Below are 17,539 nucleotides of genomic sequence, written 5' to 3'. Positions count from 1 at the left end.
AAACTACATGCACAAACATTAAGCCGCGTCAGATTTGTGGACGATAACCGGCTTTTTATAATGCAACCGATCCATCAGGTAATATATCCCGATACCGGTTACAGTCATGATATGACCCAAGGGAATTAAAAAGAGCAACATTAGCGTATATCTTATCTCATAAAACCAATGAGACAGTTTCAAAACCGTTTGATCAGGGAGCCACCAAGGCACCTCTGGATTTGAGGTCGCAACCGGAACCGCAATTGCGGCCATGACGGAAAATATAAACGTCGCAAATGACAGATAACCGAATATTGCGCACGCCCACTCACGCCTAGTGAGGCGTTGCCAGCGCGTTTCTTCTCCGTCGTTGATTTTCATCTCGACGGCACCAGACCCCATTTCCCTATCGAGGTCAGGGTGCGCAAACGTCGCTGCGGCCACTAAGGCAGCTACAAAAAACCCTGTCAGCGCCGACATCAAACCAATCAGGCGATCTAAAAATCCCCCGGCTCGAAAAAAAGATGCATCCGGAACCAGCAAAAACGGCACTATCAGAATAGTCGCAATTATGGCCGTTCCCATAAAATCAAGGGCGGTCTTTTCGCGGTTTCGAAGCGCGAAATATCGCAAAGGTCGAAACAGGCGCCACATGGGGCCAACCTACTTCCAGCTCGCGTCATCAGCAAACATCTTCAGCGCCTCTGCCAACAGCTCGTCGTTCACGGTGTCGCTGCACGCCTTGATGTCAGTGGCTACCTTAACTGGGTCAGCACGCACAAACAGCGTTGTTGCCGCGTCCTCATCACGCCCCAGTTTCACAACCTTCGTTTTGTCATTCTCTCGGACCTGGACATAAACGTCTGACCATCCGCGACCGTCAGCCCAAGCTTTCACACGCTTCAACAGGGATTCGTTATCAGCGCCGGGAATTCGTTTCGGGACGATTTTCATCCGCTCAGGCTTGATCGTCATGCCCTCAGTATCCAGACCATCCAGGTCGGCTTCTTTAACGATCTCTATGTAATTAAATCCGTTTTTAGCGACAGACGCCTTGAGATTCTCGGAAGGCACACCCCAGATGTCGACCTTGGTCGTCGTTTTAATAGCCGCACCTCGGCTATCGATCGCATCATATTCAATGGCGCGAACAACCTCATCAATGAGCGTCTTCATATAAGAAGGCCCAAGTCCCTGGACCTCCTCGATTATGGCTCGATGTGAGGCCAGATCGCCCTTGTGTGGTGTAGCTTGAACAAATAGGTGCCCTGAAACGGCGGGATCCTCCTTCAAGCCACGATCAGCCTCGCGAATTTTCGCGCTGTCGGCGTGCTCATAAACCTGCGTGGATGCATTGGGATTTTTTCTACGGAAAATAAGAATGACGACGTTATCAGCAGCCCGATAATCAATTGCCGTTATTCGAACGGTGTCGCCTCCAGGCAAGTACATTACTGCAGTTTTTTTATTGACTGCCGCCTTCAGTATACTGAAGACAGTCGTTTCGTTATCCGCACCTAACAAAGCCAACGCAGCGCCATTATTCCGCTTCGGGCGAAGGACGAGACGATGGCGGATATAGTACCGCTCGCGTTTATCAAGCATGGCGAATCTCACGTGCCTAAGGCGTATTTCACACCTTGCTTATGTAGCAATGGTTGTGAGTCGGAAACTCCTTCCGCCCCCCCAGACATTAAGTGGCATCCTCCATCGGGAAACCATCTCTTGATTGTCACTTCTTCACAGCTCTGACCAAGATCACCCCATGCCCTCCATCCTCTTCGTCTGCCTCGGCAACATCTGTCGCTCTCCCCTCGCCGAGGCCGCCCTCCGCGCCGAGGCCCAACGCCTGCGCCTCGACCTGATCGTCGAGTCCGCCGGCACGGGAAACTGGCATGTCGGCCATCCGCCCGATCCGCGCGCCCAGGCCGTGGCGCGCAAACATGGGATCGATATTTCCGGCTATCAGGGCCGGCAGGTGACGCCGGCGGACTTCCGCCGCTTCACCCACGTCATCGCCCTGGACCACGACAACCTGACCAATCTGCGCCGGATCCAGCCCGCCGACGCCGTCGCCGAACTCAGCCTGCTGCTCGACCACGTGCCCGGCCGCGAGGGCCAGGCCGTGACCGATCCCTATTTCGGCGACGACGCCGGTTTCGAGGTCACCTGGGCCGAGGTTACGGCTGCGGCGGAACAGCTGGCGGCGCGGCTTCGGGCGTCCCCCGTCCCGTGATTTTGCGCCAGATGCGCTTGCGCGCCTCGACCACCGACACGCCCAGCAGGGCCGCCGTGGTCCAGAACAGGGCCTCGGTCGTCACCGCCGCGACGATGGCCAAGGTGATGCGCGCCCCGCGATCCAGATCCAGATCCAGATAGAGGCCCAGCCCGAACCCGACCCAGGCGCACACCGCCGCCACCAGCAGGGCCGCCGCCAGGGCCTTCAAAAATCCCTTGCCGCGCGTCAGCACGCCCTTTTTCGGCGTCTCTACGGTCCCTGTCTCAATGGTCATGGCGAACTCCTTTGTTTTTCGACGCCTGACCTGAAAGTCTCGCCCGGTTCCTGAGTCTTTCATCCCTACCGACGATTTTTTCACGGAGACCGCCGCGCTTGGGACGCGACCAGACCTTCGAGGCCCTGCTGGCCGAACACGGCGGCATGCTGCGCCGCATCGCCTCGGCCTATGAGGCGGATCGCGAGCGGCGGCGCGAGCTGGAGCAGGACATATTGCTGGCCGTCTGGCGCGCCCTGCCCAAGCACCGGGGCGAGGCGCCCCTGCGTCATTTCATCGCCCGCGTGGCCCACAACCGCGCCGTCACCCATGTGGCGCGCGAGGCGGCCGAGCCGCGCCGCCAGCCCCTGGACGAGGCCGCCCCCTCGGACGCCCCCAACCCGCACGAGGCGGCCGAGACGCGGGATCTGCACGACCGGCTGGGTCAGGCGGTGCGCGCCCTGCCCCTGTCGCTGCGCCAGCCGGCGCTTCTGACCCTGGAAGGCTTCGCCCCCGCCGAGATCGCCGACATGCTGGGGATGAACCCCAACGCCGTCTCCATCCGCCTGACCCGCGCCAAGGCGGCGCTGCGCGAGGCGCTGAACCCCACACCGTCCCAAGAGGTCCGCCCATGACCCGCCCCGATGACGACTGGACCGACCTGACCCAGGCCTGGACCGAGACCCCCGATCCCGAACCCCGGCTGGACGCCAGCTTCATCCGGTCCTTACGCCGCCGCGACCGGCTGGCCCGGCTCAACTTCTGGGTGGAGATGGGCGGCGGGGTCGCCGTGCTGGGCGTCATGGGCTGGGGGTTGTGGCGCGGAATTCCCCTGCCCGCCGTCGGCGCCGCCCTGGCCTTCGCCCTGTTCGCCCTGGGGATGACGCTCTGGTCGCGGCGCGGCGACCCCGGCCTGTTGACCGACACGCCCCAGGCCGTGCTGCGCTCGGCCCTGGGCCAGGCGCGCACCGGCTTCCGCTGGGCCCTGTCCGGCGTCGCAATCAGCGTGGCGGCCATGGTCTTCCTGATCCTCATGCTGTGGGTCGCCGAGCCGGTCGCAGAACAGCGCGGCCCGCCCCTGGCGGTCAGCAGCCTGTTCCTGGCCGCCTGTATCGGCTTCTACCTGAACCACGCCCGTCGCTGCCGCCGCCGCATGGCGGCGCACGAGGCGGCTCTGGCGGCCCTGCGGTCGCCGGAGCCGCCACAAGCCTAGGCCAGAGCACGTCCCGCATAGGCCCTGATCGCCGTCGCCAGCCAGTTGGCCAGACCCGGTCGGATCGCTTCGTATCGGGCGACGAAGTCTGGATGCGACAGGTAGAGGTCCGCCAGCCCCGCATAGGCCGCCCCGGCCGGCGGACTGGCCCATGACCGCGCCAACCAGGCGTGATGCCGCGCCAGCAGCGGGTCCAACCGCGCATCCTCGGCCGCAAGTCCGTCGCCCATGGCCCGACCGAAATCCGCCTCCAGCTCTTCGACCTCAGCCATGTACGCCGCGCGTTCCTCTCCGCTCATCGCCGCGACCGTCCTGCGGCCGCGTTCGATGTGCGGGCGGGCCGCCTCGCCATACTTGTCGATGATCCAGGCCTCGTAGTCCGCCTGTTTCTTCGGGTCGAAACCCGCGTAGATCTGTTCCTCGGCCATGTCGGTCCGTCCTTCCATCTCGGCGATCGCGCGGTCGATCGTCAGGGCTAGCCGGCGATAGCGTTCCGCCTCGGCATCGACCCGCCGGCGCTGCTCGCGCAAGGCGTCCAGCCGGTCGAAGTCGGCGCGGTCCAGCAGGGTCCGGATGTCGCACAGCGCCATGCCGAACTCCCGATGGAGCAGGATCTGCTGCAGCCGCAACAGTTCCTCGCGTCCGTAGTGACGGTACCCGTTCTCGCCGACCACAGCGGGTTTCAGCAGGCCGATCTGGTCATAGTGGTGCAGTGTCCGGACGGAGACGCCGGACATCCGCGCCAACTGGCTGACGGTATGGGTTCTGCTGTTCGCTGCGTTCCGCATGGCCCCTCTATCGGGCCTCACGCGGCGTCAGGGTCAAGCCTCTTGGGCGACCCGGAGGAACAGCACCCGCGCCGCGCCGTAATCCCGCGCGTCCAGCCGTTCATAGCCGGGCGTGTCGATGTCGGGCTCGTCCGACCCGCGCTCGAACACCACCAGGGCGCCGGGCTTCAGCCAGTTCCCCTCAAGCAGCCGGACCAGGGTCTGCTCCCCCATACCCTTGCCATAGGGCGGGTCCAGGAAGGCGATGTCGAAGGCCTCGCCGTCCGACCCGGGCCGCACGCCCAGGTCCGTCGCGCTGCGCCGATGGACGCGCGTGCGCCCCATGACCCCATAGGCGTCGGCGTTCTCGCGGATGGCGCCCCGCGCCCCGTCGTCGGTCTCGACGAACAGGCAGAAGCCCGCCCCCCGACTGACGGCCTCGAACCCCAGGGCGCCCGAGCCCGCGTACAGGTCGATGACCCGCGCGCCGTTCAGGCTCTCGGCCCAGGCGGCGTGTTCCAGCACGTTGAACACGGCCTGCCGCGCCCGGTCGGAGGTCGGGCGCGTGCCCTGCCCCTCCGGCGCGACGATGGCCCGGCCCTTCAGGCTTCCCGCAACGATCCGCAAGCCTCAGCTCCGGGGCGTGCGGGGCTTGCCCCCCGGCGCGCGGCCGCTGGTGCCCGAAGGTCCGGCCGGCTTGCCGCCGCCGGTGCGCGGCGGCCGGGTTTCACGTCCGCTGGGCGAGGCTGCGCCGAACCCGCGCGGCTTGAACTCCCGCTTGCCGGCGTCGGCGCCCGCCGTGCGCGGCTTGTACTCGCGCTTCGGCCCGTCGCTGCTGCGGGCCGGAGCCCCCTCGCGCGGCGTGTAGGCCCGTGCGGGACGGTCGCCGTCCTCGCGGGGCTTGTAGGTGCGGGCCGGGCGTTCGCCGTCGGTCGGGGCGCCCTCGCGCGGCTTGAAGGTCTTCTTGGGGTGGACGGTGCGGGGCGCAGCCTTGGCCCAGCCTTCCTTCTTCGGCGGGCGCTCGCGGCGCTCGACCGCGTCGGCCTGGGCCGTTTCGGCGGCGCGGACGCGGCTGGGCTTGCGCGACGGGTCCGACATGGCCGAGCCCGAGGCGCCCTTGAGGATCGGCGTGGACAGGCGACGGCCGGGGATGGGCGCCGGCGTCTCGACCGTATTGCCGGTCGGCAGGTTCTCGGGCCGGATGTAGTCGGCCAGCAGCTCGCGGATCACGCGCGGCCCGATCTCCTCGACCGACCCGACAGGCAGAACGTCCAGGCGGAACGGACCATAGGCCAGGCGGATCAGCCGGTTGACCGTCAGGCCGACCGACTCCAGCACCTTGCGGACTTCGCGGTTCTTGCCCTCGGTGATCGAGACCGAGATCCACAGGTTGCTCGGCGTGCGGCCATCCTCGGATTTGCTTTCCTTGGCCTTGTCCAGCGTCGCCACCATGGGACCGTAGGAGATGCCCTCCACGACGGCGCCGTTCTTCAGTTCGTCCAGTTGTTCTTGCGTGATCTTGCCCCGCGCCCGCGCCCGGTACTGACGCACCAGCCCGGCCGAGGGCAACTCCATCGCCCGGCTCAGCTCGCCGTCGTTGGTCAGCAGCAGCAGGCCTTCGGTCGACAGATCCAGCCGTCCGATCGAGATCACGCGCGGCAGACCGGCCGGCAGGGCGTCGAACACGGTCGGGCGACCCGTCGGATCCCTGTGGCTGGTCAGCAGGCCGGCGGGCTTGTGATAGCGCCAGACGCGCGTCGCCTGGGTCGAGCCGATGGGCTTGCCGTCCACGGTGATCACGTCGTCGCGCGTCACCAGGGTGGCGGGCGTGTCCAGGATACGGCCATTGACCGCCACCTTGCCCAAGCCGATCAGCCGCTCGACCTCGCGGCGCGAGGCGATGCCGGCGCGGGCCATGGTCTTGGCGATTCGCTCGGCGCGCAGCGGCGTGTCGGTCTTGGCCGAACTGGACGCCGGCTTGCCGTCCTTGCCGGCGCGCGGCCGGTCTCCCCGGTCCGGCTTGTCCCCAAACCGCTTGGGGCCGTCTTCGCGAGGGCTGCGCGGCTTGTCGCCGAAGGAGGTCTTCCCGTCGCCGCTCTTGCGAGGACCGGAGGATTTAAAGGGCCGAGGCGACCGTTCGTCTTGACGGGCGCGGGGCTTCTTGTCGTTGTCGTCTGTATGGCGGACCATGATGAGCGGTTCATGCGCATGGCGCTGGACCAAGCGCAAGCGGCGGCGGACGCAGGAGAGGTGCCCGTGGGCGCAATTCTTGTCGATCCGGCCTCAGGTGAGGTAATTTCGACCGGCGCCAATGGCCCGATTGCGGCCCACGACCCCACCGCCCACGCCGAGATCGTCGCCATGCGGCGCGCGGCGACGGCGCTGGAAAACTACCGACTGACCGGCCTGACCCTCTATGTGACGCTTGAGCCCTGCGCCATGTGCGCCGGCGCCATCAGCCACGCCCGTATCGGCCGCGTGGTCTGGGCCGCCGACGATCCGAAGGGCGGCGGGGTCCTCCACGGCCCCCGCCTGTTCGAACAGCCCACCTGCCACTGGCGCCCGGCGACGGACTGGGGTCTTCTGGCCGACGAGTCGTCCGGCCTGCTCAAATCCTTCTTCCGTCAACGGAGGGGAACGGCCGCGAGCGGCGCACGTTAGACCGGTGCGCCAAGCGGCGCCGTTGTGAGGAGTATCCCCTTGTCCAAGCCGGGCCTGCCGCCGTCGATCATCTTCAGCGGCCTCGCCGCCGCCCTTCTCCTGACGGCCTGCGGTCCCGATCCCGACAAGGCCCCCAGCACCGGCGACGAGGTCAAGGAACGCGCCATCGAGGCCCAGACCGCCCGTCAGCGCACCGGCGCCGAGGTTCAGGACCGCACCCTGAACCGCGTCGTCCACACTGTCTATCTGTGCGACAACGGCGAGCGGCTATCGGTCGATTTCGACAACCCACGCCAGATGGCCACCATCCGCAACTCGTCGGGCGAGGCCATCGACCTGTACCAGGAGCGCGCCGCCGACGGCATCTGGTACCGCGCCTCCAACGTCGATCTACGCGGCAAGGGCGTCCTCGCCACCTGGTCCGTCCAAGGCCGCCAGCCGACCCAGTGCCGAGCAGTGGACTAGCCGAACGCCGCCAGCCGCCGATCCAGCCCGTCGCCCACCTCGGGCCAGTCGTCGTCTATGACCGCGAACATGGCCGTATCCCGCGCACGCCCTGTCCAGGTGATCTTGTGCTTCCTCAGCACGCCTTCGGCCCTGGCGCCCAGTTTGAGGATCGCCGCCCGGCTCCGGGCGTTGACGGCGTCGGTGATGATCTCGACCCGCACGGCGCCTGCATCGAACGCATGGCCCAGCAACAGCCGTTTGCAGGCCGGATTGATGGCCCCGCCCCGCGCCTCGGGCCGATAGAAGGTCGAGCCGATCTCGCAGCGGCGATAGGCCGGATGGATCTCGTACAGGCTGGTCGTGCCGACCACCGCCCCGTCCAAACGCCGCCGCACGGCATAGGCGATCCGCGTCCCGGACCGCATGGCCGTCAGGGCGCTCTGCCACCAGCCGTCGAAATGCGCGCCCTGGGCCGAGCCGACCATGGCGGCCCAGGCCTCGGGATCGCAGTTCAGCGCCGCCCGCACCTCGGCCTCCAGACCCTCGTCAAACGGCTCCAGCCGCACGAACCGATCCTCCAGCGCGACCGGGACGATCCGCATCACGCCGTCGCGCCTTCCTCGATCAGGAAGGCGCGCACCTTGGCCGCGTCCACGCCTTTGGCCACGAAGGCCTGGCCGATCCCGCGCGCCAGGATCAGGGTCAGGGCCCCGCCCTCGGCCTTCTTGTCGCCGGCCATCAGGGCCAGCAGCCGGTCCGCCGCGAACACGCCCGCCTGATCCAGCCGCGTCGGCAGGCCCGCCGCCGCGACCACCGCCTCGACCCGCGCCACATCGGCGGCCGAACACAGCCCCTCGCGCGCCGAATACCGGAAGGCCATGCAGCAACCCAGGGCGACCGCCTCGCCATGGGCCAGGGCGTCTTCGTCAAACCCCACTTCCGTCTCGACCGCATGGCCGAAGGTGTGGCCCAGGTTCAGCAGGGCGCGACGCCCGGCTTCCTTCTCGTCCTCGCCGACCACCGCGCTCTTGATCTCGACCGAGCGGATCACGGCCCGTTCCAGCGCCGCCGGATCGCCCGCCGCGCCCGTCGCGCCCTCGCCCGCCAGCCAGTCGAAGAAGGCGGCGTCGCACATCAGCCCGTGCTTCAGCACCTCGGCCCACCCGGACTTCACCTGCCGCGCCGGCAGGGTCGCCAGAACGTCGATGTCGGCCAGCACCAGCCGCGGCTGGTGAAAGGCGCCGACCAGGTTCTTGCCGCGCGGCGTGTCGATGGCCGTCTTGCCGCCGACCGACGAGTCCACCTGGGCCAGCAGCGTCGTCGGGATCTGCACGAAGTCGACGCCCCGCATGTACAGCGCCGCCGCCAGACCGGCCAGGTCGCCCACGACCCCGCCGCCCAGGGCGACGACCACGTCCTTGCGGTCCAGCCCGATCTCCAGCAGCCGATCCAGCACCCGCTCCAGCTCGGCGAAGGACTTGGAGGCCTCGCCCGCCGGCACGGCCACGATCTCGCTCTTGACGCCCGCCGCCGACAGGGACGCGGTCAGGGCCGGGGCATGGATGCGCGCCACGGTCTCGTCGGTGACGATGACGGTCCGGCCCTTGGCCAGCGGCGCGATCCGTTCGCCCGCCTGGGCCAGCAGCCCACGCCCCACCACGACGTCATAGGCCGCAAAGGCCCCGCCGCTGACCGGAATGATCGTCATCGCCTCGTCTCCGCGCGCCGTCTCTGGCGCCAGTGTCGGCGCAGGTTCTTGTGAATGGCGTCCACCGCCTGGCCATGCGAGCCCTGGCCCACGTCCACGGTCACGTCCGCCTCGCCATAGATCGGATAGCGGGCTTCGGCCAAGGCCGTCAGCACCTCCAGCGGATCCTTGCCACGCAGAAGGGGGCGCGTGTCGCGCCGCGCCACCCGTTCCGCGATCACCGCCAGATCGGCCCTCAGCCAGACCGTGTCGGCCCGTTCTTTCAACAGGGCGCGGGTTTCCGCATTCATCATCGCCCCGCCGCCGGTCGCCAGGACAATGGGCGGTCCCTCCAGCAGGCGGCGCATCACCCGCGCCTCGCCGGCCCGGAATTCCTCCTCGCCCAGGGCGGCGAAGATCTCGGACACCGTCATCCCGGCCGCCGATTCGATCTCCACGTCGCCGTCGGCGAAGGGCAGTTTCAGCCGGTTGGCCAGCCGCCGCCCCACCGACGATTTGCCCACCCCCATCAGCCCGACCAGGGCTATGGTGCGGTTCGGGCCCGGATTCGCGCGCCGCCTCATCCGGCGGCTCCGGCGGAACGGACGGTCGAAAGGACGGCGAAGGCGGCGGAACGGGCAGGCATGATTGATCAAACCTCTACACCAAGCCCGCCCTCGCGCCATCCGCCCACGGACCGGATCGCGTCATGACGCCCCAGATCGAGGCCTTTCTGGAGATGATGGCGGTCGAACGCGACGCCTCGCCCCACACCCTGTCCGCCTATGGCCGCGATTTGGCGGACGCCGAGGCCGCCCTGGCCGAGGCCGGCGGGCTCATGCAGGCCGACCAGGAGGCGCTTGAGGTGTGGTTCGCCGACCTGTCGCGGCGCGGCCTGTCGGCCGCCACCGCCGCCCGACGCCGTTCCTCGGCGCGCCAGTTCTACCGGTTCGCCCTGGCCGAGGGCTGGCGCACGGACGATCCGTCGCGCCGCCTGGATGCGCCCAAGCAAGGCCGCCCCCTGCCCAAACTGCTCAGCCGCGACGAGATCGACCGCCTGCTGGCCGCCGCCGCCGCGAGCGACGCCGCAGGGGGGCTGCGCCTGGTCGCCCTGGTCGAGATGGCCTACGCCTCGGGGCTGCGGGTCTCGGAACTGCTGGGGCTCAAGGTCGATGCGGTGCGTCGCGACCCCGCCTATCTGATCGTGCGCGGCAAGGGCGGCAAGGAAAGGCTCGCCCCCCTGAACGCCGCCGCCCGCGAAGCGATCAAGGCCTGGCTGACCGCCCGCGACGCCAAACGAAAGCCTGCGGCGCCCGACAGTCCCTGGCTGTTTCCCTCGTCCGGCCGCACCGGCCATCTGACCCCCCGACGCTTCGCCCAGCTCCTGGACGAGGCGGCGCTGGTCGCCGGCATCGACCCCGCCCGCGTCAGCCCCCACGTCCTGCGCCACGCCTTCGCCACCCACCTGCTGGAGGGCGGCGCCGATCTGCGCGTCGTCCAGACCCTGCTGGGCCACGCCGACATCGCCACGACCCAGATCTACACCCACGTCGCCACCGACCGCCTGGCCCAGGTCGTCCAGCAAAACCACCCCTTGGCGCGGGATGATTGACGGCTACGTCCCTCTCCCCATGGGAGACGGAAGTGGTGTAGAACCGCCGCTTGCCCCGTCGCTCCGACCTCTCTAGTTTCCCCCGCCTTCCCTAGGGGCGGTTTTCCCGCCTGCAGTCCCGGACGCCTTTATGGCCACGCACTATCTCGACTTCGAAAAGCCGATCGCCGATCTGGAAGCCAAGATCGAGGAACTGTCGGCCCTGTCCGAGACCTCCGGCGGTTTCGACGCCGAGATCGCGGGCCTGCGCAAGAAGGCGGAACAGCTGCGCAAGAAGACCTACGCCGGCCTCGACCCCTGGATGAAGACCCAGGTCGCGCGCCATCCGCAGCGGCCGCATTTCGTCGACTATGTCGAGAGCCTGTTCACCGACTGGAACGAGTTGCACGGCGACCGCAAGTTCGGCGACGACCAGGCCATACTGGGCGGCCTGGCCCGGTTCCGCGGCCGGCCCGTCGTCATCATGGGCCAGGAAAAGGGCCACGACACCGCCACCCGCATCACCCACAATTTCGGCATGGCCCGGCCCGAGGGCTATCGCAAGGCCGTGCGCCTGATGGACCTGGCCGAACAGTTCGGCCTGCCGGTGCTCAGCTTCATCGACACCGCCGGCGCCTATCCGGGCCTGGGCGCCGAGGAGCGCGGCCAGGCTGAGGCCATCGCCCGTTCGACCGAACGCTGCCTGACCCTGGGCGTCCCCTCCATCGCCACCATCGCGGGCGAAGGCGGCTCGGGCGGGGCCATCGCCATCGCCGCCGCCAGCCGCGTGCTGATGCTTGAACATTCGATCTACTCGGTCATCTCGCCGGAAGGCGCGGCCGGCATCCTGTGGCGCGACGGCGCCCGGGCCAGGGACGCGGCCATGGCCATGAAGATCACCGGCCCGGACCTGCTGGCGCTGAAGATCGTCGACCGGCTGATCGACGAACCCCTCGGCGGCGCCCACACCGACCGCGCCGCCGCCATGGCCAACGTCGGCGACGTTCTGGCCGAGGAGCTGAAGGCCTTCGAAGGCCTGTCGCCGCAGCAGATCCGGAAACAGCGCGCCGACCGCTTCTACGCCATCGGCGCGCTTTGACCGAACGGCGTTAACCCCGAATCCATGAAATCAGGCGAAGCTCTCCCCTGACCGGGGCGAAATCTAACCAATCATGGCGACACAAGGCGATTCTCTTCGAGAAAGCGCGGTTTTCAACCTCAGCGGCGCCATCACCATGGTCGTCGACGATTCGCCCTTCTCCCTGACCCTGACGACGGGCGCCCTGGCCGGCTTCGGCATTCGCCCCACTTTTACTGTCGGCAGAGGCGCCGAGGCGCGCCGCATTCTTCAGGAGAAGCCGGTCGATCTGCTGTTGGTCGATACCGACATGCCGGACATCGACGGCTTCGAACTGGTGCGCTGGCTGCGTCGGTCAGGGCCCAACCCCAACGCCTTCACGCCCGTGATCATGACCGCCAGCCATATTCGGCGCGGGCGGGTCACCGAAGCGCGCGACTGCGGCGCCAATTTCGTCGTGACCAAGCCATTCAGCGCCGCCATGCTGCTGGAGCGGATCCTGTGGGTCGCGCGCGACAGCCGGCCCTTCCTCGAGGTCGGGGACTATCTGGGACCGGATCGCCGGTTCCGGCACGACGACTATGACGGCGAAGAACGGCGCGCCGACATGATCCGCAAGAAGACGATGGAGTTCGCATGACGGTCATCACCCATGTCCAGCGCAAATCCCGTCTCGCGGAAATGGTGGATCGTCCCGGCGGCGTCAGCGTCGGGGTCGCCCTGGCCCAGGCCAAAGCCAATCTGGACGGGCTGAAGGACCAGGCCCTGGCCATCATATCCGAGAACATCGGCGCCCTGCTGGCGCACCCGACGCCGGACATCCCCGAAGCCCTGCGTCTGGACAGCGCCTACGCCGCCTCCAGCCAGGTCATCGACGCCGCCAGCCCCTTTGCCCTGGACGACCTGTGCACGGCGGCCAAGGGTCTGTGCGATCTGCTGGACGCCGCGCCGCGCCAGGGCGGGTTCGACTGGCGCATCGCCACGGTCCACGCCCAGGCGATGAAACTGCTGCTCAGCCTGACCCCGGACGCCCCCGGCACGGCCGAGGCCCGCATCGCCATCATGGCCAATCTGAGCGAAGTCCTGAAACGCAAACTGCCGACGGCGCCTCAGTCCCCGGTCTGAGCCGCCTTGCCCGCCCGTGTCTGCTTGCGCCACAGGGCGGCGTATTCCCCGCCCAGCCGCGCCACCAGCTCGTGGTGCGCGCCCCGCTCGACGATCCGCCCGGCCTTCAGCACCAGGATCTGATCGGCGTCCGCCACGGTCGACAGCCGGTGCGCCACCACCAGGGTGGTCCGCCCCTGGCTGACCCGGCGCAGGGTCTTCTGGATCGCCGCCTCGGTGCGGCTGTCCAGGGCGCTGGTCGCCTCGTCCAGGATCAGGATGCAGGGATCGGCCAGCAGGGCGCGAGCGATGCCCACCCTCTGGCGTTCTCCGCCCGACAGTTTCAGCCCCCGCTCCCCGACCCGGGTCTCCATCCCGTCGGGCAGACCTTGGATGAAGTCGGACAGTTCCGCCGCCGCCGCCGCAGCCCACACCTGGGCCGCATCGGCGTCCGGCCGGGCGAAGGCGATATTGGCGTAGAGGCTGTCGTTGAACAGGGCCACGTCCTGCGGCACCAGGGCGACCGCCGCCCGCAACGACGCCTGGGTCACCGTCCGCGCGTCATGCCCGTCGATCAGGACCCGACCCTCCTGCGGATCCAGCAGTCGCAGCGCCAGTTTGACGATGGTGGACTTGCCCGCCCCCGACGGCCCCACCAGGGCCGTGGTCGTGCCCGGCGCGGCGACGAAGCTGACGTCCTCCAGCCCGCTGGTCCGGGCGTCGTGGCGATAGCCGACCTGCTGGAACTCCACCGAGGCCCCGCGCGCATCGACCGGTCGCGGCAAAGGGACGGCGTCGGCCGCATCCGCCACCTGGGGCGTCAGCCGCGTCACCTTCAGCATCTCCTCCATGTCGATGAAGGACTGGCGGATTTCCCGATAGGCGAAGCCCAGGATGTTCAGCGGCGCATAAAGCGAGATCATGATCAGCACCGCCGCCGTCACATCCCCCGGCCCCATCCGCCCGGCGGCCGCCTCGAACCCGGCCATCACCGCCATGACGCCAAGGCCCAGGTTCATGATCAGGGCCTGGATGCCGTTCAGCAGGGCCAGCGAGCTGTTGGCCTTCAGCGACGCCTGGGCGTAGTCGCCCAGGGCCCGGTCATAGGTCTGGGCCGCCCTGCTCTCGGCCCCGAACGACTTGACCGTCTCATAGTTCAGCAAGGCGTCGACCGAGACCCCGGCCGCCTCGGAATCGGCGGCGTTCATGACCCGGCGATGTTCCAGCCGCCAGTTCGACAGGGCGAAGGTCGCGATCGTGTAGACCGCCACCACCGCCACCGCGACCGCCGCGAACCGCCAGTCGTACTTGCCGCCCAGCACCGCCGCCGCCAGCACCAGCTCCACCCCGGTCGGAACCAGGTTGAAGGCCAGGATGCGCAGCAGGAAGTCCACCGCCCGCGAGCCGCGATCCATGGTCCGCGACAGGGCGCCCGAACGTTTGGTCTGGTGGAAATCCAGCGACAGGCTCAGCGCATGGGCGAACACCTCGGCCGCCGTCTTCCTCTGCGCCGCAGACCGGACCGGGGCGAACACCACGTCCGACACCTGGGGCGCGACCGACGACAGGAACCGCACGATGGCCCAGCCCACGGCGAAGGCTGCAAAGCCCCACCCGACCGCTACGGCCGCCCCCTGCCCCGCCGCCAGCCGATTGACCGCCGCGCCCAGCATCAGGGGCGCCAGCACCCCCAGCGCCTTGCCCGCCAGCGTCAGACCAACGGCCGAGACCAGCCGCAACCGCAGTTGCGGCGCGCCCGACCGGCCCACCAGCCGCACCAGGTCCGCCAACGCCTGCAGCGTCGGGGGTCCCTCTGTCTTTTCCTGCATGCTCCCCGCCTGTTGCGCCTTGACCATAGGGTCGCGCCGGCCGCCGGAGCGCTCTCCGCGCATCGCCATGATCCGCATATGGACAGACTATGCGACCGGGGAAAGGCCGCACGCGCGACAAGGGTTCAGTTCAGGCCCGCGACCGCCTCGATCAGCTCGTCCACGGCCTCTGCCTGGGTCGCCCAGGAACAGACGAACCGCACCGATCCGTCGTCGAACTGATAACAGGCCCAGCCCAGGGCGTTCAGCCTCTGGTGCGCCTCGGCCGGCATCCGCACGAACACCGTATTGGCCTCGACCGGATGGGCCAGGACATAGGGCGAGCGCGTCGCCACACCCGCCGCCAGCCGTTGCGCCATCAGATTGGCATGGGCGCCGCCGGATTCCCAATCGCCGCTTTCCAGCAGGCCCAGCATCGGCCCGGCCAGCAGCCGCGCCTTGGACGCCACCTGCCCCGCCTGTTTCAACCGATTGTCCAGCCGGCGCGCCAGGCTCTTGTCGAACAGGACCAGGGCCTCGACGCAGTTCGCCCCCGCCTTGGCCCCGCCGAACACCAGCACGTCCACGCCCAGGCGCGGAATATCCTTCAGGTCAAAGCCCGCCGCCGCCGCATTGGCCAGCCGCGCTCCGTCAATGTGAACGCCGTATCCCCTGGCCTTCACCGGCTCGATCAGATGGCGCAGCTCCTCCTCGGTATAGACCGCGCCATATTCGGTCGCCTGGGTCAGCGACAGGGCCGCCGGCGGCTGGCGGTGGCCGACCTCGGGCTCCGCCAGTTGCGCCTTCAACGCCAGCGGATCGATCCGCCCCGAGAGGCCCGGAAGACCGATCAGGCCCACGCCCTGGCCGAAGAAGCCGGGCGCGCCCGTCTCGTCGGTGCAGACATGGGCGGTATGGTGCGCCAGCACGGCTTCGAACGGAAAGGCCAGCATAGACAGGGCGATGGCGTTGGCGGCCGTGCCGCTGAACACGAATCTGATCTCGGCGTCGGCGTCCAGCCTTTGGCGGATCTGATCGGCGGCCCGCGCCGTGACCTCGTCTGAACCATAGGAACGGGCGTAGCCGGCGTTGGCCCGCACCAGACCTTCGACCGCGCTGGGCGCCATGCCCGCGGTGTTGTCGGATCCGAAATCGTATCGCATCAGCGCGTCTTCACCTTCACGTCATGCCCGCCGTCTTCCAACGTCCGTACACGGACGACCGGCATGACGTCTTCATCGCCATAGGGCACGGCGACCTGATGGGGGAAGGGAATTTCGATCCCGGCGGCGTCCAGCGCCTCCTTGCCGCCCTGCATCAGATCGGCCTGGGTCTGCCACCAGTCCTCGACTTTGACCCAGGCGTGCAGGGTCACCTGCACCGAACTGTCCAACAGGCCCGTGACGCCGGTCCACGGATGCGGGTCATCCAGCACCTTCTCATGCGCCGCCGCCATATCGGCCAGGACGCAACGCGCCTTGTTAAGGTCGTCGCCATAGCCCACGCCGAAATTGATCTCGATCCGCCGCGTCTGCTGGCCGGTCAGATTGGTCAGGGGGTCGCTCAGCACCTTGGAATTGGGAATGACGATCTTGTGGTTGTTGGCGTTCGACAACTGGGTCGTGAACAGGTCCAGCCGCTGCACCGTGCCCGCCATGCCGCCCACATCGACCACATCGCCCACGCGATAGGGTCGAAGCACCAGCAGCATGATCCCCGAGGCGACGTTCGACAGGGTCCCCTGCAAGGCCAGGCCCACGGCCAGCGACGCCGCGCCCAGCACCGCGATGATCGAAGTGGTCTGCACCCCCAGCCGCTGCAGCACGGCGATCATGCCGATGATGAACACCACCACCCGCACGACCTGAACGGCGAAGCTCAGCACGGTCGGATCGTGGCGGAAACCGCCGACCCGTGACAGGGCGTTGCGCGCCAGCCGGGCGGACCATTTGGCCGCGATCACCGTCGCCGCGAAGATCAGGGCGGCGATCGTCAGATTGATGGCGAAATCACCGGCCATGTCGGTGATCTTGGCGATCATGACGGTATCGACCGCAACGGCCTGACGCCCTGCGGCGACGGCTTCGGCTATAGGGGAGGCATTCGACATAAGGGGGGTCTAACGTCTCGATCTCCGAATGGAAGCCCGCTCAAGGCAATTTCACTCAAGGCGGCGACGCGGGCCGCCCCCTCCGTCACGGCGCTCTGCGCCGCGACACCTCCCCCAAGGGGGGAGGATCTCCGTCATCCCATTCCTCCCCCTCTGGGGTAGGTGGATCGCCGGCGAAGCCGGCGAGACGGAGGGGCCCGTACGGCGCCAACTGTCACAATGACGCTGGTCTCACTCCAATAATTCCAACGGCTTGTCAGATTCTCGCCCCGACTTCCCCGCCAGGGTTTCCCCACCCCCTATAATCACTCCCGGTCTCGTCGCTTGGAGGGCTCGCTTGGCCTGCGACCTTGCGGCGGCGAGAGCGGATGGAACGGGAGCGGGGGTGCAATCCCTCCGCGCCGACGGCGACACATGGTGCGCCGCCGGAGGGTCGAGGGGGATACTCGATCGCACTCGGGACGGTTCTTCGCAGGGACCGCCGACCCGTCGCAGGCTTATGGGGTTAGGCGATAAGACCGCCACCGCTCGGCGCCCCGAGCTTGCAGGCCAACCACCCGCGCGGGGCGTCAAACCTTCGTCGAAACGGTAATCAAAAC

The 17,539-nt window shown here is 67.9% G+C and carries 21 protein-coding genes; 9 read left to right on the top strand and 12 right to left on the bottom strand.

Annotated elements, in window-relative coordinates; genetic code table 11:
* Window positions 1-18: 18 nt before the first annotated feature.
* Both GGR11_RS01270 and GGR11_RS01265 read right to left on the bottom strand, forming a co-directional pair.
* On the bottom strand, window positions 19-636 hold the full coding sequence (locus tag GGR11_RS01270) for a hypothetical protein (RefSeq protein WP_183195024.1): 618 nt from the start codon (window positions 634-636) through the stop codon (window positions 19-21).
* 9 nt (window positions 637-645) lie between these two features.
* Window positions 646-1,587, bottom strand: coding sequence for a hypothetical protein (locus GGR11_RS01265; protein ID WP_183195022.1), 942 nt, complete (start codon window positions 1,585-1,587; stop codon window positions 646-648).
* A gap of 160 nt (window positions 1,588-1,747) precedes the next feature.
* On the opposite strand from GGR11_RS01265, the gene GGR11_RS01260 reads away from it, so the two are divergent.
* Complete coding sequence (locus GGR11_RS01260; RefSeq protein ID WP_183195020.1) at window positions 1,748-2,218, top strand: low molecular weight protein-tyrosine-phosphatase; 471 nt, start codon at window positions 1,748-1,750, stop codon at window positions 2,216-2,218.
* Here the strand turns inward: GGR11_RS01260 and GGR11_RS01255 are convergent.
* Window positions 2,163-2,495 (bottom strand): hypothetical protein, encoded by a 333-nt coding sequence (locus GGR11_RS01255; RefSeq protein ID WP_183195019.1) that lies wholly within the window; start codon window positions 2,493-2,495, stop codon window positions 2,163-2,165. The genes GGR11_RS01260 and GGR11_RS01255 overlap by 56 nt on opposite strands.
* A gap of 98 nt (window positions 2,496-2,593) precedes the next feature.
* On the opposite strand from GGR11_RS01255, the gene GGR11_RS01250 reads away from it, so the two are divergent.
* Together GGR11_RS01250 and GGR11_RS01245 are read left to right on the top strand one after the other, a co-directional pair.
* A complete protein-coding gene (locus tag GGR11_RS01250) occupies window positions 2,594-3,109 on the top strand; it encodes an RNA polymerase sigma factor (protein WP_221205065.1) in 516 nt (171 codons plus the stop codon).
* A complete protein-coding gene (locus GGR11_RS01245; protein WP_183195018.1) occupies window positions 3,106-3,687 on the top strand; it encodes a hypothetical protein in 582 nt (193 codons plus the stop codon). The genes GGR11_RS01250 and GGR11_RS01245 overlap by 4 nt, the downstream gene beginning before the upstream one ends.
* On the opposite strand, the gene GGR11_RS01240 is transcribed toward GGR11_RS01245, so the two are convergent.
* Genes GGR11_RS01240 through GGR11_RS01230 form a run of 3 tightly spaced genes read right to left on the bottom strand, consistent with a single transcriptional unit; the run spans window position 3,684 to window position 6,644 of the window.
* The gene (locus GGR11_RS01240) at window positions 3,684-4,475 is read right to left on the bottom strand and encodes a MerR family transcriptional regulator (protein WP_183195015.1); all 792 of its coding nucleotides are present in this window, start codon (window positions 4,473-4,475) and stop codon (window positions 3,684-3,686) included. The two genes, GGR11_RS01245 and GGR11_RS01240, sit on opposite strands and share 4 nt — an antisense overlap.
* A 33-nt stretch (window positions 4,476-4,508) precedes the next feature.
* Window positions 4,509-5,081: a 16S rRNA (guanine(966)-N(2))-methyltransferase RsmD gene (gene rsmD / locus GGR11_RS01235; protein WP_183195013.1), complete on the bottom strand. Its 573-nt coding sequence runs from the start codon at window positions 5,079-5,081 to the stop codon at window positions 4,509-4,511.
* Between the two features lie 3 nt (window positions 5,082-5,084).
* Complete coding sequence (locus GGR11_RS01230; protein WP_183195012.1) at window positions 5,085-6,644, bottom strand: pseudouridine synthase; 1,560 nt, start codon at window positions 6,642-6,644, stop codon at window positions 5,085-5,087.
* Between the two features lie 12 nt (window positions 6,645-6,656).
* Between GGR11_RS01230 and tadA the strand changes: the two genes are divergently transcribed.
* Window positions 6,657-7,115, top strand: a complete 459-nt coding sequence (gene tadA, locus GGR11_RS01225; protein WP_183195009.1) for a tRNA adenosine(34) deaminase TadA — start codon at window positions 6,657-6,659, stop codon at window positions 7,113-7,115.
* A gap of 39 nt (window positions 7,116-7,154) precedes the next feature.
* The gene (locus GGR11_RS01220; protein WP_183195006.1) at window positions 7,155-7,580 is read left to right on the top strand and encodes an MliC family protein; all 426 of its coding nucleotides are present in this window, start codon (window positions 7,155-7,157) and stop codon (window positions 7,578-7,580) included.
* On the opposite strand, the gene GGR11_RS01215 is transcribed toward GGR11_RS01220, so the two are convergent.
* From GGR11_RS01215 to GGR11_RS01205, 3 genes are read right to left on the bottom strand one after another with little or no spacing between them, the layout of a single operon-like run.
* Entirely contained in the window at window positions 7,577-8,164 is a 588-nt protein-coding gene (locus tag GGR11_RS01215; protein WP_183196334.1) for a GNAT family N-acetyltransferase, read from the bottom strand. The genes GGR11_RS01220 and GGR11_RS01215 overlap by 4 nt on opposite strands.
* Window positions 8,164-9,270: a 3-dehydroquinate synthase gene (gene aroB / locus GGR11_RS01210; protein WP_183195005.1), complete on the bottom strand. Its 1,107-nt coding sequence runs from the start codon at window positions 9,268-9,270 to the stop codon at window positions 8,164-8,166. The genes GGR11_RS01215 and aroB overlap by 1 nt, the downstream gene beginning before the upstream one ends.
* Complete coding sequence (locus GGR11_RS01205; RefSeq protein ID WP_183195003.1) at window positions 9,267-9,833, bottom strand: shikimate kinase; 567 nt, start codon at window positions 9,831-9,833, stop codon at window positions 9,267-9,269. The genes aroB and GGR11_RS01205 overlap by 4 nt, the downstream gene beginning before the upstream one ends.
* 125 nt (window positions 9,834-9,958) lie before the next feature.
* On the opposite strand from GGR11_RS01205, the gene GGR11_RS01200 reads away from it, so the two are divergent.
* From GGR11_RS01200 to GGR11_RS01185, 4 genes are all read left to right on the top strand, one after another.
* Window positions 9,959-10,861, top strand: a complete 903-nt coding sequence (locus GGR11_RS01200; RefSeq protein WP_183195002.1) for a site-specific tyrosine recombinase XerD — start codon at window positions 9,959-9,961, stop codon at window positions 10,859-10,861.
* A gap of 130 nt (window positions 10,862-10,991) precedes the next feature.
* Complete coding sequence (locus GGR11_RS01195; RefSeq protein ID WP_183194999.1) at window positions 10,992-11,939, top strand: acetyl-CoA carboxylase carboxyltransferase subunit alpha; 948 nt, start codon at window positions 10,992-10,994, stop codon at window positions 11,937-11,939.
* A gap of 136 nt (window positions 11,940-12,075) precedes the next feature.
* A complete protein-coding gene (locus GGR11_RS01190) occupies window positions 12,076-12,558 on the top strand; it encodes a response regulator (protein ID WP_246331475.1) in 483 nt (160 codons plus the stop codon).
* On the top strand, window positions 12,555-13,043 hold the full coding sequence (locus tag GGR11_RS01185; RefSeq protein WP_183194994.1) for a chemotaxis protein CheE: 489 nt from the start codon (window positions 12,555-12,557) through the stop codon (window positions 13,041-13,043). Before GGR11_RS01190 ends, GGR11_RS01185 begins: the two co-directional genes overlap by 4 nt.
* Here the strand turns inward: GGR11_RS01185 and GGR11_RS01180 are convergent.
* The 3 genes from GGR11_RS01180 to GGR11_RS01170 form a co-directional block, all read right to left on the bottom strand.
* Entirely contained in the window at window positions 13,028-14,851 is a 1,824-nt protein-coding gene (locus tag GGR11_RS01180; protein WP_246331473.1) for an ABCB family ABC transporter ATP-binding protein/permease, read from the bottom strand. The two genes, GGR11_RS01185 and GGR11_RS01180, sit on opposite strands and share 16 nt — an antisense overlap.
* 125 nt (window positions 14,852-14,976) lie before the next feature.
* Complete coding sequence (locus GGR11_RS01175) at window positions 14,977-15,993, bottom strand: threonine aldolase family protein (protein WP_183194991.1); 1,017 nt, start codon at window positions 15,991-15,993, stop codon at window positions 14,977-14,979.
* Complete coding sequence (locus tag GGR11_RS01170) at window positions 15,993-16,940, bottom strand: mechanosensitive ion channel family protein (protein WP_183194990.1); 948 nt, start codon at window positions 16,938-16,940, stop codon at window positions 15,993-15,995. Before GGR11_RS01170 ends, GGR11_RS01175 begins: the two co-directional genes overlap by 1 nt.
* Window positions 16,941-17,539: the final 599 nt, after the last annotated feature.

Origin of the sequence: Brevundimonas mediterranea, from assembly GCF_014196125.1 — a bacterium.
GTDB classification, from domain to species: domain Bacteria; phylum Pseudomonadota; class Alphaproteobacteria; order Caulobacterales; family Caulobacteraceae; genus Brevundimonas; species Brevundimonas mediterranea.
Note: the sequence above shows the minus strand (reverse complement) of the source record. Positions and strands in the feature narration are given on the sequence as shown.

Coding starts and splice junctions, on each gene's coding strand:
- GGR11_RS01270 (WP_183195024.1), bottom strand. CDS start 636: ATGTGGCGCCTGTTTCGACCTTTGCGATATTTCGCGCTTCGAAACCGC.
- GGR11_RS01265 (WP_183195022.1), bottom strand. CDS start 1,587: ATGCTTGATAAACGCGAGCGGTACTATATCCGCCATCGTCTCGTCCTT.
- GGR11_RS01260 (WP_183195020.1), top strand. CDS start 1,748: ATGCCCTCCATCCTCTTCGTCTGCCTCGGCAACATCTGTCGCTCTCCC.
- GGR11_RS01255 (WP_183195019.1), bottom strand. CDS start 2,495: ATGACCATTGAGACAGGGACCGTAGAGACGCCGAAAAAGGGCGTGCTG.
- GGR11_RS01245 (WP_183195018.1), top strand. CDS start 3,106: ATGACCCGCCCCGATGACGACTGGACCGACCTGACCCAGGCCTGGACC.
- GGR11_RS01240 (WP_183195015.1), bottom strand. CDS start 4,475: ATGCGGAACGCAGCGAACAGCAGAACCCATACCGTCAGCCAGTTGGCG.
- GGR11_RS01230 (WP_183195012.1), bottom strand. CDS start 6,644: ATGGTCCGCCATACAGACGACAACGACAAGAAGCCCCGCGCCCGTCAA.
- tadA (WP_183195009.1), top strand. CDS start 6,657: ATGCGCATGGCGCTGGACCAAGCGCAAGCGGCGGCGGACGCAGGAGAG.
- GGR11_RS01215 (WP_183196334.1), bottom strand. CDS start 8,164: ATGCGGATCGTCCCGGTCGCGCTGGAGGATCGGTTCGTGCGGCTGGAG.
- aroB (WP_183195005.1), bottom strand. CDS start 9,270: ATGACGATCATTCCGGTCAGCGGCGGGGCCTTTGCGGCCTATGACGTC.
- GGR11_RS01205 (WP_183195003.1), bottom strand. CDS start 9,833: ATGAGGCGGCGCGCGAATCCGGGCCCGAACCGCACCATAGCCCTGGTC.
- GGR11_RS01200 (WP_183195002.1), top strand. CDS start 9,959: ATGACGCCCCAGATCGAGGCCTTTCTGGAGATGATGGCGGTCGAACGC.
- GGR11_RS01195 (WP_183194999.1), top strand. CDS start 10,992: ATGGCCACGCACTATCTCGACTTCGAAAAGCCGATCGCCGATCTGGAA.
- GGR11_RS01190 (WP_246331475.1), top strand. CDS start 12,076: ATGGTCGTCGACGATTCGCCCTTCTCCCTGACCCTGACGACGGGCGCC.
- GGR11_RS01185 (WP_183194994.1), top strand. CDS start 12,555: ATGACGGTCATCACCCATGTCCAGCGCAAATCCCGTCTCGCGGAAATG.
- GGR11_RS01180 (WP_246331473.1), bottom strand. CDS start 14,851: ATGCAGGAAAAGACAGAGGGACCCCCGACGCTGCAGGCGTTGGCGGAC.
- GGR11_RS01175 (WP_183194991.1), bottom strand. CDS start 15,993: ATGCGATACGATTTCGGATCCGACAACACCGCGGGCATGGCGCCCAGC.
- GGR11_RS01170 (WP_183194990.1), bottom strand. CDS start 16,940: ATGTCGAATGCCTCCCCTATAGCCGAAGCCGTCGCCGCAGGGCGTCAG.